This window comes from Cohnella silvisoli (genome assembly GCF_021190915.1).
GTDB lineage: Bacteria > Bacillota > Bacilli > Paenibacillales > Paenibacillaceae > Cohnella > Cohnella silvisoli.
Map to the genome: position 1 here is coordinate 44,300 of NZ_JAIOAP010000007.1, position 16,436 is coordinate 60,735.

General features: G+C 51.1%; 17 protein-coding genes. 1 reads left to right on the plus strand and 16 read right to left on the minus strand.

The genetic code is table 11. The features are described from left to right. Nucleotides 1-23 precede the first annotated feature (23 nt). The 11 genes from mtaB to K7P76_RS14480 form a co-directional block, all read right to left on the minus strand. Nucleotides 24-1,373, minus strand: coding sequence for a tRNA (N(6)-L-threonylcarbamoyladenosine(37)-C(2))-methylthiotransferase MtaB (gene mtaB / locus K7P76_RS14430; protein ID WP_232186011.1), 1,350 nt, complete (start codon nt 1,371-1,373; stop codon nt 24-26). 2 nt (nt 1,374-1,375) lie between these two features. Further along, the gene (locus tag K7P76_RS14435; RefSeq protein WP_232186012.1) at nt 1,376-2,143 is read right to left on the minus strand and encodes a 16S rRNA (uracil(1498)-N(3))-methyltransferase; all 768 of its coding nucleotides are present in this window, start codon (nt 2,141-2,143) and stop codon (nt 1,376-1,378) included. A gap of 80 nt (nt 2,144-2,223) precedes the next feature. Beyond that, the gene (locus tag K7P76_RS14440) at nt 2,224-2,907 is read right to left on the minus strand and encodes a site-2 protease family protein (RefSeq protein ID WP_232186013.1); all 684 of its coding nucleotides are present in this window, start codon (nt 2,905-2,907) and stop codon (nt 2,224-2,226) included. After that, nucleotides 2,904-3,878: a 50S ribosomal protein L11 methyltransferase gene (prmA, locus tag K7P76_RS14445; RefSeq protein WP_232186014.1), complete on the minus strand. Its 975-nt coding sequence runs from the start codon at nt 3,876-3,878 to the stop codon at nt 2,904-2,906. The genes K7P76_RS14440 and prmA overlap by 4 nt, the downstream gene beginning before the upstream one ends. Before the next feature lie 142 nt (nt 3,879-4,020). Next, nucleotides 4,021-4,335 carry a hypothetical protein gene (locus K7P76_RS14450; RefSeq protein WP_232186015.1) on the minus strand — a complete coding sequence of 105 codons (315 nt, stop codon included), beginning with the start codon at nt 4,333-4,335 and terminating at the stop codon, nt 4,021-4,023. A 4-nt stretch (nt 4,336-4,339) separates the two neighbouring features. Then, on the minus strand, nt 4,340-4,519 hold the full coding sequence (locus K7P76_RS14455; RefSeq protein WP_232186016.1) for a YfhD family protein: 180 nt from the start codon (nt 4,517-4,519) through the stop codon (nt 4,340-4,342). Nucleotides 4,520-4,654: 135 nt separating this feature from the next. Continuing rightward, the gene (gene dnaJ, locus K7P76_RS14460; RefSeq protein ID WP_232186017.1) at nt 4,655-5,782 is read right to left on the minus strand and encodes a molecular chaperone DnaJ; all 1,128 of its coding nucleotides are present in this window, start codon (nt 5,780-5,782) and stop codon (nt 4,655-4,657) included. A gap of 84 nt (nt 5,783-5,866) precedes the next feature. Then, nucleotides 5,867-7,711, minus strand: a complete 1,845-nt coding sequence (gene dnaK / locus K7P76_RS14465) for a molecular chaperone DnaK (protein ID WP_232186018.1) — start codon at nt 7,709-7,711, stop codon at nt 5,867-5,869. Nucleotides 7,712-7,759: 48 nt separating this feature from the next. Beyond that, entirely contained in the window at nt 7,760-8,347 is a 588-nt protein-coding gene (grpE, locus tag K7P76_RS14470; RefSeq protein ID WP_232186019.1) for a nucleotide exchange factor GrpE, read from the minus strand. 52 nt (nt 8,348-8,399) lie between these two features. Then, nucleotides 8,400-9,425: a heat-inducible transcriptional repressor HrcA gene (gene hrcA / locus K7P76_RS14475; RefSeq protein WP_232186020.1), complete on the minus strand. Its 1,026-nt coding sequence runs from the start codon at nt 9,423-9,425 to the stop codon at nt 8,400-8,402. A 134-nt stretch (nt 9,426-9,559) separates the two neighbouring features. Then, entirely contained in the window at nt 9,560-10,060 is a 501-nt protein-coding gene (locus K7P76_RS14480; RefSeq protein WP_232186021.1) for an N-acetyltransferase, read from the minus strand. A gap of 161 nt (nt 10,061-10,221) precedes the next feature. Between K7P76_RS14480 and K7P76_RS14485 the strand changes: the two genes are divergently transcribed. Beyond that, a complete protein-coding gene (locus K7P76_RS14485) occupies nt 10,222-10,404 on the plus strand; it encodes a DUF1572 family protein (RefSeq protein WP_232186022.1) in 183 nt (60 codons plus the stop codon). Between the two features lie 2 nt (nt 10,405-10,406). Here K7P76_RS14485 and hemW read toward each other — a convergent pair whose 3' ends face one another. From hemW to K7P76_RS14510, 5 genes are all read right to left on the minus strand, one after another. After that, on the minus strand, nt 10,407-11,594 hold the full coding sequence (hemW, locus tag K7P76_RS14490; RefSeq protein WP_232186023.1) for a radical SAM family heme chaperone HemW: 1,188 nt from the start codon (nt 11,592-11,594) through the stop codon (nt 10,407-10,409). 71 nt (nt 11,595-11,665) lie between these two features. Continuing rightward, nucleotides 11,666-13,483, minus strand: a complete 1,818-nt coding sequence (lepA, locus tag K7P76_RS14495) for a translation elongation factor 4 (RefSeq protein ID WP_232186024.1) — start codon at nt 13,481-13,483, stop codon at nt 11,666-11,668. 112 nt (nt 13,484-13,595) lie between these two features. Further along, entirely contained in the window at nt 13,596-14,015 is a 420-nt protein-coding gene (locus K7P76_RS14500; protein WP_232186025.1) for a type II toxin-antitoxin system VapC family toxin, read from the minus strand. Further along, nucleotides 14,012-14,263: a hypothetical protein gene (locus tag K7P76_RS14505; RefSeq protein WP_232186026.1), complete on the minus strand. Its 252-nt coding sequence runs from the start codon at nt 14,261-14,263 to the stop codon at nt 14,012-14,014. Before K7P76_RS14505 ends, K7P76_RS14500 begins: the two co-directional genes overlap by 4 nt. Nucleotides 14,264-14,354: 91 nt before the next feature. After that, complete coding sequence (locus tag K7P76_RS14510; protein WP_232186027.1) at nt 14,355-16,298, minus strand: endonuclease MutS2; 1,944 nt, start codon at nt 16,296-16,298, stop codon at nt 14,355-14,357. Nucleotides 16,299-16,436: the final 138 nt, after the last annotated feature.

Sequence of the window (16,436 nt, forward strand, 5' to 3'; positions counted from 1 at the left end):
GATGAAATCTTTGCGCTAAACCTTTAAGCCTGCATGGCTACGGGGTGTGTATCTGCATCCAACACCTCAAGCAGCTCGCCGCGGCATTCATTCACTCCGGAATCCGTTATCCGAACGCGGCAAAGCTTGCCGATCAGCGAAGCATCTCCATTTAACACGACTTGAATATAGTTATCGGTATAACCGGATATTAGACCCTTATCTTCAGAGCCTTTAGCTTCCCGTTCCGGAATAACATCGAGTACTTTGCCAACCCACTCGCGACCGTAGGCGGCTTGCATCCGTTCAGACAAATCGATAAGCTGGTGAACGCGTTCGTGCTTCACTTCTTCGTCTACTTGCTCATCCATTCGCGCCGCGGGTGTTCCCGTACGTTTGGAGTAAGGGAATACGTGCATTTCCGCGAACTTCATCTGTTCCATGAAACGGAATCCGTTTTCGAACTGCTCCTGGGTTTCGCCGGGGAACCCGACGATAACATCCGTCGTAATAGCTACGCCGGGCATCGCATGCTGGATCAAACGGATTTTCTCCGCGAATTCGGCTGTCGTATATTTGCGGCGCATTCTCTTCAGAATGTCGTCATCGCCCGCTTGCAGCGGAATATGCAGGTGACGGCACATCTTAGGCGAGCTGTTCAGGATGGCGATCACCTTGTCATCGATCTGGCTCGCTTCGATGGAGCTGATGCGGATCCGTTCCAACCCGTCGATCTTATCCAAATCGGCAAGCAGGTTGGCTAGCCGGTAATTTTCAAGGTCGTCTCCGTACCCGCCCGTATGAATGCCAGTCAACACGATTTCTTTGTATCCAGCTTCTACAAGTTGGCGTGCTTGATTCAGCACGCTCTCCGGCTTGCGGCTGCGGGAAAGCCCGCGCGACCACGGGATAATGCAGAACGTGCAGAAATTGTTGCAGCCCTCTTGGATTTTAAGGAAAGCCCGGGTCCGCTCGGAGAAATCCGGCACGTCCAGCTCTTCGAACTCGCGGGTTTTCATAATATTGCGAACGGCGTTAACCGGCTTGCGTTCGTTCTGTATGTCCGTGATGAACGACATCAGCTTCTCGCGATCCTGAGTTCCGATAACAAGATCGACGCCGGGAATCGCAAGAATTTCCGCGGGGGAAGTTTGCGCGTAACAGCCTGTTACCGCTATAATGGCGTCGGGATTACGACGTACGGCGCGACGAATAATTTGTCGGCTTTTTTTGTCGCCCGTATTCGTCACCGTACACGTATTAATCAAATAAACGTCAGCCGTCTGCTCGAAATCGACCTGTTCATAACCTTCGTTCTTGAATAGCTGCCAGATCGCTTCGGTATCATAAAAGTTGACTTTACAGCCAAGCGTATAAAATGCCACGTTCGGCATCTTCAATTTCCTCCCAACTCTCCGGACTCGTAAGCGAGACAAGCAAGTGCATATAGCGCAGCCGTCTCCGTCCGTAATATTCTTTTGCCTAAGCCGATTAATTTAGCATGCGATGCCGATGCGGCCTCCGCTTCCTGCGGGGTAAAGCCGCCTTCCGGTCCGATTACGACCAATATTGTCGGGGTTTTACCGTCTATATCCGAATGGAACGTCGATAGAATATCGCGCAACCCAACTCCGGAACGGCCTTCCTCTTCATAACAGAACAAAACAAGGTCGTATTCCGGGAACTGTTTAAGCAAAGATTTCCACGAAACGACCGCATTGATTTCCGGAATGACGCTGCGGTGGCTTTGCTCCGCCGCTTCCTTGGCAATTTTGCGCCATCGATCCAGCCGCTTAGCTTCCTTGCGTTCGTCGTATTGGACGACGGTTCGCTGGGACAAGAAAGGTTGGAAAGCCGTCGCGCCCGCTTCCGTTCCTTTCTGGATGACGATTTCCAGCTTGTCCCCTTTGGGCAAGCTTTGCGCCACCGTTATATTCCAGGACATCTCTGCACGTGTCGTCAGCTCTTCGGTAATTTCCGCCTGAACGTTTTCTTTATCGACCGACGTGATCCTAGCTAAGACATCGCGGCCATTTCCGTCGCAGGCAATAAAACAATCGCCCGGTTTGGATCTCATGACGGCGGCCAAATGCCGGGCGTCTTCGCCTTCGAGCGCGACGGAATGCTGTTCCATCTGCGCCGCAGGCACAAAATAACGCTGCATCCCAAACAGCCTCCTGCCTTAGTTCCATCCTTCATCATAACGTGTTCCGATGCGTTTCGCCACCGTACTTTTCCGACAATCTATATCCGATGAAACATGCTCCCGCCGGCAGAAGAAAATATTTTATCCAGCAGCCATCCCATTCCATCAATGATAGGTCCTCGCAAGCCCATTAGCGGGCCTATCGTAATATCCCGCAGCGGTGGTATGAAGATGATAAGAAGAAAAATAAAAGTGGTCCACTGGGCCATTTGCTGGATTTTAATCCGTGTTCTGATCGGTAAAAATTCCTCGACTATTCTATAACCGTCCAATGGCGGTATAGGAATTAAATTAAATAACAATAAGGACAAATTTATAGTTACCCAATACCCGATAAAGGTGATCATATTGTCTGAAATAGAATTAACCACATGCAATACGTGCAATAGATCCATGCAAAACAAGATGAGAAACGCAAGAATCAAATTGCTAATAGGGCCGGCAGCGGATACGACAATGCTCATGAGACGCGGATTTTTGAATCTGCTTCGACGGACAGGCACAGGTTTGGCCCAACCGAAACCGGCCAAGATCAAGAACAGCATCCCGATCCAATCCAAATGAACCATAGGATTAAGTGAAACTCGACCTTCAAGGTAAGCTGTATCGTCGCCGAACTTCCATGCGGTCCAAGCATGCGCAAACTCATGCACGCTAAAGGCAACAAGCATGACGAGAATGATTACAGGAAGGTGTTCAATCGGAAACCAGAAAAAATTCACTCGCCATCCCCCTTAGGTTTGCCGGCTACGAACGCCACCCACTCTTCTTGCCTTAGCACGTCAATGATTTCAAATCCCGCCGCGAGCAATCCCGCTTCCACGATCATTTCTTTGTTCTTGTATATGCCGGAGGTAATATATATTCCGCCGGGTTTAAGTACATCCATTACATCGCTTAGGAATAATAAGATGATCTCCGCGAGAATATTAGCGACCACGAGGTCCACGGGAGGCGTAACGCCGCTGCTCTCGCCATCGTGAAGAACGCCGAGCAAATCGCTAAGCCTTACTTCGATGACGTCGTCATAACCATTTAACGTTATGTTCTCTTGCGCGCAAGTAACCGCAACCGGATCTAGATCTAGCGCCAGCACCTTGGACGCGCCGAGCTTTATAGCGCCGATGGCGAGTACGCCGGAACCGGTCCCGACATCGATGATCTGCTCCCCGCCGGTAATCGCGTTATCAAGCGCCTTTAGGCAGAGTGCCGTCGTGGGATGCGTGCCCGTTCCGAACGCCATGCCGGGATCGAGCTCGATAATAAGCTCATCGCCCTTTGGCGTGTATTCCTCCCAGGTTGGCTTAATCGTAAGACGTTCCGTAATCGCGATCGGCTTGAAATATTGCTTCCAAGCATCCGCCCAATCGTCTTCGTGAACGTCGCCTAATTCAATCGTGAACTCACCTGCGTCGTACCCGTATTCGGGCAGCCCTTGCAACAGAGTTTTCAGCTCGGCGGCAACCGGCTCCATCTTGGTATCTTCCGAGAAATAAGCTTTGAAAATAGCATATCCAGGCCGGATATCGTTTAGAGGCGTATCGTATATTTGACCAAAGGAAGTATCCCTCGGCTTATCCTCCGACCAGGCCTCTTCCACCGAAACGCCGCCTGCTCCAAGCTCCGTTAGGTAATGGGTAACCATTTCCTGAGACGATTCCGTCGCCAGGACGGTTAATTCATGCCAGCGCAAATCTTTTCCTCCCCTTGTCGCAACCAGCCCTAAGACTGCTCAATGAGTTTCATTATACACGTACTGTTTTGCGGGAGCAAAAATGCGAGTTGAATCTTACGCATATAAAAAGACGCAGCATCCGAGCGCTGCGCCTTCGCTTCTAAATGATCTGACCGCCAGCTTGTAAAATAACGGTGCGAGCTTGGTCGGTTGCTGCATCGGGAACGTTAGCGGATAAAGTAAACACCGCGGAGGAGCTTCCTTCCGGCGATACTCCCCATTGATGTGCCGCCGCATCTGCCGATGCCGCGAGCGGAGACATATCTTCAGCAGCTTCGATGCTCGTATCTATATCTAGAGAAGTTGCGACCCTCTCTAACCGGAAGCGATCGCTTCGCAGAGCTGCGAGTTTACGCATTGCCGATTCCGCTTGATCCTGCGTCGCAAATCTTGCTTGGATAGGATTCATTTCCAAGTCGTCACTCCCCTTCGCTGGCGCCAACCCGTTGTTCGGCTGCCTCGGCTCGTTGGAGCGCTTCTTTGTCATCCTCATCCGCAAGCTCATCGGCGAATTCCACGTCTTCCGCAGATCCGATGGGCATTTTCGAATGTTCCATGGAAGACGCCCCCGCATACAACAATCTGTTTTCTTCAGCCACTTGGAAAACCTCCTTCTTGGATGCGGCTAATGCCCGCAACGCAATGATTCCCCTATGTTGCACTTACGGCGTCACGCTTATGCAAAATAAAAAACCGCCAGAATAATTCCTGGACGGTCTAATATTTATGAAGGATCAATCTCCTAAAATGGCGCGTTTCATCCGCTCGAAGATGGATTGGCTTTGCTCATGAGTCGCTTCTCCGCTCTTGGAAGCGAAGTCGCGAAGCAGTTCCCGCTGTTCATCGCTAAGCTGAGTCGGAGTAACGATCGTTACTTTAACTTGCTGATCGCCTTGACCGTAGCCGCGAAGCTTCGGCACGCCCTTGCCCTTAAGCCGGAAATAAGTTCCGGTCTGGGTACCGGCAGGTACTTTCAGCTTCACTTTCTCGGTAAGGGTCGGAATTTCGATCTCGTCGCCCAAAGCCGCTTGGGTGAAAGTAAGCGGGATTTCGCAATAAATATCGTCGCCTTCCCGTTCGAAAAACTCATGGGATTTCACGCGAAGCACGATATATAAGTCACCCGAAGGTCCGCCGCGTAATCCGCCTTCCCCTTCGCCGGTTACGCGCAGCTGAGCGCCTTCGTCGACGCCGGCAGGAATCTTGACGTGAATCTTGCGCTGCTTCTTCACTTGGCCGTTACCGGCGCAAGTCGGGCATCTTTCCTTAATAATCGTTCCGCGTCCCGAGCAAGCGGTACAAGCCCGACGGTTAACGATCCGCCCGAACGGCGTATTCTGAGCCACTTCCTGTTGACCGGAGCCTCGGCAAACCGAACACGTTTCCGGTTTCGTTCCCGGTTTAGCGCCATTGCCGTGACACGTATCGCAGGATTCCGTACGAGGAATGGTGATATCCGTCTCTTTCCCGAATACGGCTTCCTTGAATTCGATCGTCATCGTATATTGCAGGTCGTTTCCCCGTTGCGGCGCATTCGGATCCCTCCGTCCCCCGCCGTTACCGCCGAAAAACATATCGAAGATGTCACCGAAACCGCCGCCGAAGTCAGCGCCTCCGCCGCCTCCGCCAAAGCCGGCATTCGGATCCTGGTGGCCGAACTGGTCGTAACGCGCCCGCTGCTGATCGTCGCTCAGCACGTCGTACGCTTCTTTGACTTCCTTAAACTTCGTTTCCGCATCCGCTGCCTTATTCACATCCGGATGATATTGACGCGCCAGCTTGCGATAAGCTTTCTTCACATCGTCCGTGGAGGCATTTTTCTGCAATTCCAACACGTCGTAATAATCCCTTTTGTTCGCCACTTCTCCACCTCCTCATGAAGGAAAGTCAAAATGACTCCGCCAGAGAAGGAAATCACTTTGACTTTCGATTTAATTCAACGAATCTTAGTTCTTTTTGTCTTCTTCAACGACTTCGTAATCGGCATCCACGACATTTTCTTTCTTAGGAGCCGCATCTGCGCTTTCGCCGCCGTCTTGAGCCGCTTGCGCTTGTTGCGCGGCTTGCTCATAGAGCTTAACGGAAAGCTGTTGCACGATCTCGGTCAACTCGTCGGTAGCCGTTTTGATTTCCTCAAGGTTATCGCTAGCCAAGGCGCCTGTCAATTTTTCTTTCGCCGCAGTCGCTTTTTCGATTTCGCCAGCATCAACTTTGTCGCCCAAGTCTTTGATCGTCTTGTCGACGCTGTAGATAAGTTGATCGGCGCTGTTCTTCGCTTCTACAAGCTCGCGACGCGCCTTGTCTTCTTCGGCATGCAGTTCGGCTTCCTGCTGCATCCGTTCGATTTCTTCCTTGCTCAAGCCGCTCGAGGAAGTGATCGTGATTTTCTGGCTCTTTCCGGTACCTTTATCGAGCGCGGATACGTTAACGATGCCGTTCGCATCGATGTCGAAAGTAACTTCGATTTGCGGTACGCCGCGAGGAGCAGCGGGAATGTCGCTAAGAATGAAGCGTCCAAGCGTTTTGTTGTCTTTAGCCATCGCGCGCTCGCCTTGCAGGACGTGGATTTCAACTTGCGTCTGCATGTCCGCATAGGTGGAGTATACTTGCGATTTGCTTGTCGGAATCGTCGTATTGCGATCGATCATCTTAGTTAACACGCCACCCGCGGTTTCGATACCGAGGGACAACGGAGTAACGTCGAGCAAGACAACGTCTTTAACTTCACCGGTCAATACGCCTGCTTGAACCGCCGCGCCTAAAGCAACGACTTCATCCGGGTTAACGCCTTTGTGCGGCTCTTGACCCGTTAGTTTTTTAATCGCTTCTTGTACGGCTGGGATACGAGTGGAACCACCGACCAATACGACTTTATCGATATCCGAAGCCTTAAGGCCGGAATCGGTCAATGCTTGACGAGTCGGTCCGACTGTACGCTCAACTAATGCGGCAGTCAATTCATCGAATTTCGCACGGGTCAGGTTAAGCTCCAAATGCTGAGGAACGCCATCCACCACCGTAATGAACGGAAGGGAAATCGTCGTCGTCAGAACGCCGGAAAGTTCTTTTTTCGCTTTCTCGGCTGCGTCTTTAAGGCGTTGCACCGCTGCTTTATCTTTCAACAAGTCGATGCCGTGCTCTTTCTTGAACTCTCCGGCCAACCATTCCACGACCACTTGGTCGAAATCGTCGCCGCCGAGGTGGTTGTCGCCGCTAGTCGCTTTAACTTCAAAGAAACCTTCGCCAAGCTCAAGGATACTGACGTCGAACGTACCGCCGCCCAAGTCGAAAACGAGGATCGTTTGATCTTCTTGTTTCTCGAATCCGTATGCGAGAGCCGCCGCCGTCGGTTCGTTAACGATACGCAATACTTCCAAACCCGCGATATTGCCGGCATCTTTGGTCGCTTGACGCTGGCTGTCATTAAAGTATGCTGGAACGGTAATTACCGCTTGCGTTACGGTTTGCCCTAAGTATGCTTCCGCATCCGCTTTGAGCTTCTGCAAAATGATTGCCGAAATTTCCGGGGCGGAGTATGCTTTGCCTTCGATCGTTTCCTTGTGGCTCGTTCCCATATGGCGTTTGATCGAGCTTACAGTACGATCCGGATTCGTGATCGCTTGGCGTTTCGCCGTTTCCCCGACGATACGCTCCCCGTCCTTCTTGAAGCCGACTACCGACGGGGTTGTGCGGTTTCCTTCCGCGTTAGGGATAACGACGGCTTCGCCGCCTTCCATTACCGCTACGCATGAGTTTGTCGTTCCTAAGTCAATGCCGATTACTTTACTCATAAGTATGTTCCTCCTTCATATAAGTGCGCTGCTCGCTTGATCGTGCGTTTAACCGCTGACTTTAACCATTGCCGGACGGATGACTTTGTCCTTCAGCTTATAACCAGGCTGAATAACTTCGACAATGGTACCTGCTTCATGTTCTTCGCTTTCCACTTGCATAATGGCTTGGTGCAGTTCCGGATCGAATGGCTGACCTATTGCTTCCAATTGCTTCAGCCCTTCCGCCTCGAGAACTTGATTAAGCTGGCGATAAATCATATCCACGCCTTTGGCAAAAGATCCGCTCTCCGCGCCCTCTGCTCCGGTCTGCAGCGCCCTCTGGAAATTGTCCAGCACGGGCAGCAATTGACCGATTACCTTCAGGGAAGCATATTGCGTTATTTCTTCTTTTTCCTTTAACGTACGCCGACGAAAATTATCGAAATCGGCTTGCGCGCGCAAATAACGGCTATGATTATCATCCGCTTGACGCTGCAACTCGGCTACGACACTGTCTTGGCCGCTCGCTTCTGCCGAATGCTCGCCTTCCAGAGGGGAAGTTTCGTTGTTCTCGTTCGCGACATCTTGTTCCTCAAAAGAGACCTCTTGTTGCTCATCCACGATTACCGGCTCCTTCGTTTCGTTCTTGCTCATGCAGCATTCACCTCCTTACCGTGCCACCCTTGCTAGCGGGCTATGCAACGTTTTACTTATGCCAACGCGACATCAACAAAGCGATATCCTTGGATAAATAATCAAGTAAACTAATAACTTTGCCGTACTCCATTCGCGTCGGACCTAATATTCCGATCGTGCCGAGCGATTGCCCCTCATAAGAATAGGTGGCCGTAATCAAGCTGCATTGATTGATCGCTTCCATCGCGTTCTCCGTGCCGATCCTCACTTGGATTCCACTCGGATTGGACTGGAATAGCTGCATGAGCAGCTGCGTTTCTTCCAGCATCTCGAGTATGCTCTTGGCTTTGTCGATATCCTTGAATTCCGGCTGGGTTAACATGTTGGATGCCCCGCTCAAAAACACCTTCGGCTCCTGCTCTTCGGTAATCGTCTGCTCCAATAGCGACAAAATTTCCTCGCAATGGTCGATGTAACGGGTAAGTTCTTTGGCAATCTCGCTATGCAGCACCGATTTGACCCGATGAAACGGAATGCCGGTTAGCTTGTCGTTCAATAAATTTACGATTTTCGCCATGTCGTCCATCGATATTCCATCCGGAATCGTAATCGTCCGGTGCTCGACGTGCCCTGTATTCGCCACGATAATGGCTACCGCGGAAACATCGTTGATCGGGATAAGCTGAAAATGCTTAAGCGTCGTGCTAAACATCTCCGGTCCGAGAACGATCGACGTATAATTCGTCAGCTGTGACAACAGTGTCGCCGCATGCCCGATTACGCCTTCCCAATGGTTCATTTTCTCAGCGAAAAAAGTACGGAGCTTCCGAACATCCTGATCTCCCAGTCCGTCCAAAGTGACGAGATGATCGACATAATAGCGGTAGCCTTTAATGGAAGGAATACGGCCGGCGGAAGTATGGGGCTGCTCAAGCAAACCCAATTCCTCCAAATCCGCCATCTCGTTGCGAATGGTAGCCGGACTGAAAGTGACGTCTCCGCGCTTGGATATGCTGCGAGATCCGACGGGCTCGGCGGAACGGATATAATCATCGACTATGGCATTGAGAATCATTCGTTGGCGTTCACTCAGCATCCGAGACTCCTCCTTTATTAGCTTTCCACTCAATTCGTTAGCACTCCTTTTAAGCGAGTGCTAATGGCTAATACAAAAATACCAAACCGTTCCGGTCGTGTCAAGGACGTTCCGGTTCGATTCGGCATGTAAAATCAGATTTGGGCGAAACTCAATTGTTCGCCTTGCTTTGCGGGTTCGATCATTCTTACTACGGCAATTTCGTCACAGCATTGCTGCTTGGGACAATTGACGCAATCCGTCCATACTTTCTCCGGAAAAATCTCCTTGTCTACGACGTGGAACCCATTTTTCTCGAAAAAATGTACTTCATAAGTAAGCGCCATGACTTTAGGTATGTTTAAAGCACTTGCATGTTCCAGCAGAGCATCTACCAACCGGCTGCCGATACCTTGACCTTTGTATCCGTCAGCGATGCCTAGCGAACGAATTTCCACCAAGTCGCTGCCAAGCTGAAGCAGAGAACCGCAGCCCACGAACTTATCGCCGTCTTGCGCGACAACGAAATTATTAATATTCCGCGTTAACGCTTCGCGGGAGCGCGGCAGCATAATGCCTTTGGCGGCATAGTCCTGTATAAGTTCATAAAGCGCGTCCACATCGTTCGGTTGCGCTTTGCGGCAAATAACCGACATCGAAATCCCTTCTCTCGTACGATGAATAGATATGAATAAATATACATCAGAACGAATGAATTCTCAAGGGTGAAATGTTCCGGTGTGAACAGGTTTGTTTATCAGCGTGATTAAAATGGCGATCGGGTAAATACAGATGGATTGGAGTATGATGTTTTTTAATGATTCGCGGTGAAGCCCATACCGTCGTGCAAGCCATCCATCGCCAAATTTCACACTATGGCTATCATGTCGGACAGATCGTATATGTCGCGAAAGCGCACAAATCCGCCGAATGGCAGACGCTTAGCATCGCCAAAGGCGGATCGGATAAATTTAACGCAGAGATGAAATCAAGCAATTGAAATTACACGAACGCTCCGAAGACGTCGTTGCCGAACAAAATGCCTTGGGGGGTCAAGCGATATCCTTCAGGTTGATCCAGCTTTTCCAACAAACCCTGTTTAAGCAGCTTATGCAAAGCCGGGCCGAACGTTTCTTCCAATACCGCTCCATCGAACTGGCTGCTGAAGCTCAGCTGAGTAACGCCTTCCTGCAAGCGCAAGCCGACCATCATGAAATCGCCCATCGCTTCTTCGAGGCTGACCTCGTTTTTCTCTAAACGGGGAAGCGCTTTGTTCGCGGCATCGATATACGGCTGTACGCCTTTAATATTGATGTGCCGCATGCCAAGCGCATAACCGTGCGCACCGGCTCCGAGCCCGTAATAAGGCTCATTGTACCAGTAGGTCGTATTATGGCGGCTCTCAAATCCAAGCTTCGCAAAGTTGCTGATTTCGTAGTGACGATAACCCGCTTTGCCTAGCCGCTTCATCAGGTGCTCATACATCGCAAGCTCGTCGTCCTCTTCGGGAAGGGGAAGCTCATCGCGTTGATATAATCGATGAAACAGCGTATTCTCCTCCACCTTGAGGCCATATAAGGAATAATGCGGCAAGTCAAGCTCCAATGCTTTGTCGACGCTATCCTTTAGTTGCTGCAGCGTTTGGTTGGGCAAGCCGAACATTAGATCAATTGATAGGTTAGTAAATCCCGCCGCTCTAGCGTTCGCTATACTCTGAATGACATCCTGCGCCTCGTGTATTCTGCCGATCGTGGCTAACAACCCGTTGTCGAACGTTTGGGCCCCGAAGCTGATCCGATTTACGCCGCCTTCTCGCATAGCCGCAAGCTTCTCGGGATCCGTCGTACCGGGATTCGCTTCCATCGTAAATTCAACATCCGCCGCCAGCGGAAAATATTTCTTCACAGACGCCAGAAAACGAGTCATCTGAGGTGGCGTAAGCACGGTTGGCGTTCCCCCGCCCACGAATACAGTATCGATTACGGTCGGCGGCAGTTCTTCAACTGTCAGCTTCATCTCATTATCCAAAGCATCCAAATAAGCATCTATAGGCTGACCCGCAGCCACGTAAGAGTTAAAGTCGCAGTAAAAGCATTTGTTCGTGCAAAAAGGGATATGAATATAAAGCGCCCTCGGGGTCCACTGATGAACCGGAGGTGCTGTGACGGCAGTAATGAATGAATCGCTCAAGTCTCTATTTCACCTCCGAGAAAAGAAGAGCAGGCCGAAAACCCAGCCCGCTGCCCTCTAATCATCCACTATTAATCGTTGTCAAGCTTCAATACGGCCATGAAAGCTTCCTGAGGCACTTCCACGTTGCCTACTTGTTTCATGCGTTTCTTGCCTTCTTTTTGCTTGTCGAGCAGCTTCCTTTTCCGTGAAATATCTCCGCCGTAACATTTCGCCAATACGTTCTTGCGCATCGCCTTGATGGACTCGCGCGATACGATCTTTTGTCCGATCGCGGCTTGGATCGGCACCTCGAACATTTGGCGGGGAATCAGTTCCTTGAGTTTCTCGCAAATAACGCGGCCGCGGTTGTAGGCTCTGTCTTTATGAACGATAAAGGAAAGTGCGTCCACCTTCTCCGCATTAAGGAGAATATCCATCTTAACCAAATTGGATTGGCGGAAACCGATTAATTCGTAATCGAAGGAAGCGTATCCTTTCGTACCCGATTTCAATTGATCAAAAAAGTCATACACGATCTCCGCTAGCGGCATGTTATACTTCAACGTCACGCGGTTCGTGTCAAGGTATTGCATATCGATGAACTCTCCGCGTTTGCCCTGGCATAACTCCATAATCGCCCCTACAAATTCATTCGGTACGATAATGGATGCTTTGACGTAAGGTTCCTCTACGAATTCCAGCTTGCCTGCTTCCGGATATTCAGCAGGATTAGAAATTTCCAGAACTTCCCCATTCGTCAGAGTTACCTTATAAATAACGCTTGGAGCCGTCGTGATAAGAGGAATATTGAACTCGCGCTCAATACGCTCTTGAATAATTTCCATGTGCAGCATCCCAAGGAATCCGCAACGGAAACCGAAGCCTAATGCCTGTGAAGATTCTGGCTCGTAACGAAGCGATGCATCGTTAAGTTCTAACTTCTCCAGCGCATCCCGCAAATCGTTATAATCGGTCGTTTCTATCGGATACAATCCGCAGAAAACCATGGGATTAACCCGGCGATATCCCGGGAGAGCTTCTTCCGTCGGATTCTTCATATCGGTGATCGTATCTCCAACGCGAGTATCCTTTACGTTCCGGATCGAAGCGGTCACGAATCCGACATCCCCCGGTCCAAGCTCCGGTACCGATGCCGGGCGAGGCATAAAGGTCCCCACTTCGACGACATCGAAGTTGGCTCCCGTTGCCATAAACTTCATGCGCGTCCCAGCTTTAATCGTTCCGTCGATGATGCGAATATAACAGATTACCCCTTTGTAGGGATCATAGTGGGAATCGAAAATAAGCGCTTTAAGCGGTTTGTTACGATCGCCCTGAGGAGCGGGGATTTTACTCACGACCTGCTCCAATATTTCTTTAATCCCGATACCGTTCTTCGCCGAAGCTAGAACCGCGTCGCTCGTATCGAGGCCAATCACGTCCTCGACTTCCTTCTTGACCCGATCCGGATCCGCGCTCGGCAGATCGATCTTGTTAATAACCGGAACGATCTCCAAGTTATTGTCCAGCGCGAGATATACATTGGCAAGCGTCTGCGCTTCGATGCCTTGTGCTGCATCGACGACTAGCAGCGCGCCTTCGCAAGCGGCTAAGCTCCTCGATACCTCGTACGTGAAGTCGACGTGCCCCGGCGTATCGATCAGATGAAGCATATAGGTTTCCCCGTCGTCTGCTTTGTATAGCAGACGAACGGCCTGAAGCTTAATCGTAATGCCGCGTTCGCGTTCTAGGTCCATTGAGTCCAGTACTTGAGCTTGCATTTCGCGGGAAGTAAGCGTGCCCGTATATTCCAAAATGCGATCGGCCAACGTCGATTTGCCGTGGTCGATATGCGCAATAATACAGAAATTGCGAATGTGGCTTTGTTTAAAAGTGAGTTCTGCCATTACAATAAATACCCTCCAGCCGGTTCCATGCGTCAGAATGACGATCACTTCATTATAACAGCGTATACTCAAGCCATCAATGATGACTGCCACAGCTTGAGGCGGTCAAAGCTTAATTGCCCAAAAGCCTTACCTGTGCCTTCGTCTGTGTTACGGAATTCGCGAGCCGTTCATCCGCCGTCCAAAATTCGATTCCCTCGCTTAACGCCAAGTAAATGGCATTGTAGAGGTGAACTAGTCGGTTCGCCTCCGCAATACCCCAAGCGAGATCATAAAGCTGCTTATGATCGACATAAACAATTGGCAGGGCAAGAAATTTAAGCCACAACTCGTTCATGCTGTGTTCGTCCAGAAGTTTCCGGCTCCATTTCTTGCGCAGGATGCTGCCGACTTCCATCTTCATGATGGCGGGTGCAATCAATTCCGTCCGTTCTCTTATGAACCGGATGACGAGGTCTTGAGCTTGCGGAGAATCCGGCTCTTCCGTCAAAACCTTGACCCATATATTGGCGTCCAGACAAACCCTCTTCACCGTTCGTCTTCCCTAAGCTTTCTGATATCTTCGGTCGAGTCCGGATGCACGCCCGTTTCACCCTTCACTTTTTCACGAATAACCGCTATATCTTGCAGCACTTTCTCCCCTTCATGCCACTTCATATATTCCTCGGTTACATCCACCAAAATATCGTTCAGCGACTTATTCTCGCTTTCGGCTCTCGAATTCAAATAATTGACGGTCGATTGCGGTAAGCGAACTGTCAACTGTTTCTTGTTCAGCATTGGAATCACCCTTTTCGGTCGGATTTTATATACATTGTACATTGAATCATTTAATGAATCAATTTTAGATTCACAATTTGAATCAACCTATTCATTCCTCTTGCGGCTTTTCGATCGTCAATCCCTCCACGTGCCGCTTCCCCATCTCATGGCGTTTCTTGCGATTCTCGACCGATTCGAAAACGATATCCATATCGTAATCTTCGCCGGGATAAAGATGTTTCTTATCGATATATTTGCGGATGCGCCTATGGTTGATCGTCAGCTTCTCTTTCTGCACCTGAACGACCATGTTGCCCCGTTCATCCGCTAAGCGGTAGACCACGCCGGATTTGCGCAAATGCGGGATAAAGACGACATCGCCTATCTCCCAGTTAATGTGCAGTTGCTGCTCAGTGTCGGCAGGTTTCTTTTTATGCGTATCGGACGCACGTTTTGAGTTTCCTGCTCGATCGGGATGATCTCCTCCGTTTGCAAGCGCGGGAATCGCCGCGGTGCCCCTGCCCGCCTTCAAGCTTTCCGCAATCGTTCCGGCACGCTTTACGATCGCTTCCGAAATGCCCAACTTCCTAGCGATGACAAACGCATAACTATTGCCAGCCTCGCCCATATCAAGCCGATACAACGGACTTAACGTTTCCTCGTCGAAAGCCATCCTTGCGTTCCGGAAGCCGAGAGTGACGCGGGCATATTCTTTAATCTCGTTGAAATGGGTCGTGGCCATCATCACGCAGCCTCTGCGGTAAAGCTCCTCCAGCACGGCGATGGAAAGCCCGACTCCTTCTCCCGGGTCCGTCCCCGTTGCCAGTTCATCGAGCAGCACGAGCGTGGATGACCCCGCATGGGCCAATATATCGATTACGTTGCGGAGGTGAGAGGAAAAGGTGCTGAGCGAAGCGTCCAGACTCTGGTCGTCGCCGATGTCAACCTCCACCGAGCGGAACACGGCGAGCTCAGAGCCCTCTGCGGCCGGAACGAGCAGCCCGGACTGTGCCATCAGCGTGAGCAGGCCGATCGTTTTCAAAGCGACGGTTTTGCCGCCGGTGTTCGGTCCCGTAATGAGCAGCGCGCGGAATTCGCTCCCGACTTCGACGTTAAGCGGAACGGGCGGGACCGACAAGAATGGATGGCGAGCTTCTTTTAGTCGAATCTTTCCTTGCTCGTTCAGTCGTACGGATGCGCCCCCGATGGCGAGTGCCCATTTCGCTTTCGCCAGCAGGAAATCGTAGAACCCGACCGTGTCCGCGTTAACGGACAATTCGTAGGCATACGATTCCGCAAGACCCGTAAGCTGCGCCAGAACCTGAGTTTCCTCTCGCGCTTCCTCCGTGCGCAAGGCACTAAGCTCATACTGGAGCGGAGCCACTTCAGCCGGCTCGACGAATACCGTTTGGCCGCTCGACGATTCGTCGAGTACCGTTCCGGCCAACCGTCGGCGGTATTCTTTCTTCACCGGCAGCACGTACCGGCCGTTCCGCTGGCTGACGAGACGCTCTTGCAAAATGTCCGAAAGGCGCGACAGCAGACCGTCGAGTTTCTTTTGAAGGCGTTCTTCTGCTACGCGGATTTTTTTGCGGGTTTTATGCAGTTCGGCGCTCGCCGCATCGACGATCCGACCGCGGTCGACGCACTGCTCGATTGCTTCCAGAAGGGGCTTCAGGTCGTGCATCGATGCCGCGTAAGCCGAAACATCGGGTGCCTCCCCCCGCTTGCTAGCCATATATTGACGAAGCTGGGCGCAGCTTCGGATGAATTGGGCGAGGAAGCCGAAATCCGTCTCCGTCAGCACGTAGCCGGTTCCCAGCAGCTGCAGCAAAGTTTCCATGCCTTCCATGGAAGGCAGCGGCGGATGAGCGCCTTTGGCGAGCAACCCGCGCGTTTCCTCCGTTTCTTGCAGTTTCCGCATGATGACAGCCGCGTCGCTAGATGGACGAAGCTCACCCGCATGACGCAATCCCAAATACGTAACCGTATATCCGCTAACCGTTTCAATTACTCGGTTATAATCCAATTTTGACAAGGCGTGTTCTCTCATGAGTTGTTATTCCTCCAAGTTAGGGTTTGAAATACGCAAAAAAGCCGTGCCCAAATGGGCACGGCAGACGTCTCCTGTACGAATAACGTACGCAAGATAATGTCTCATCCGGTTCTCCACTGGCCTATCCATGCCGCG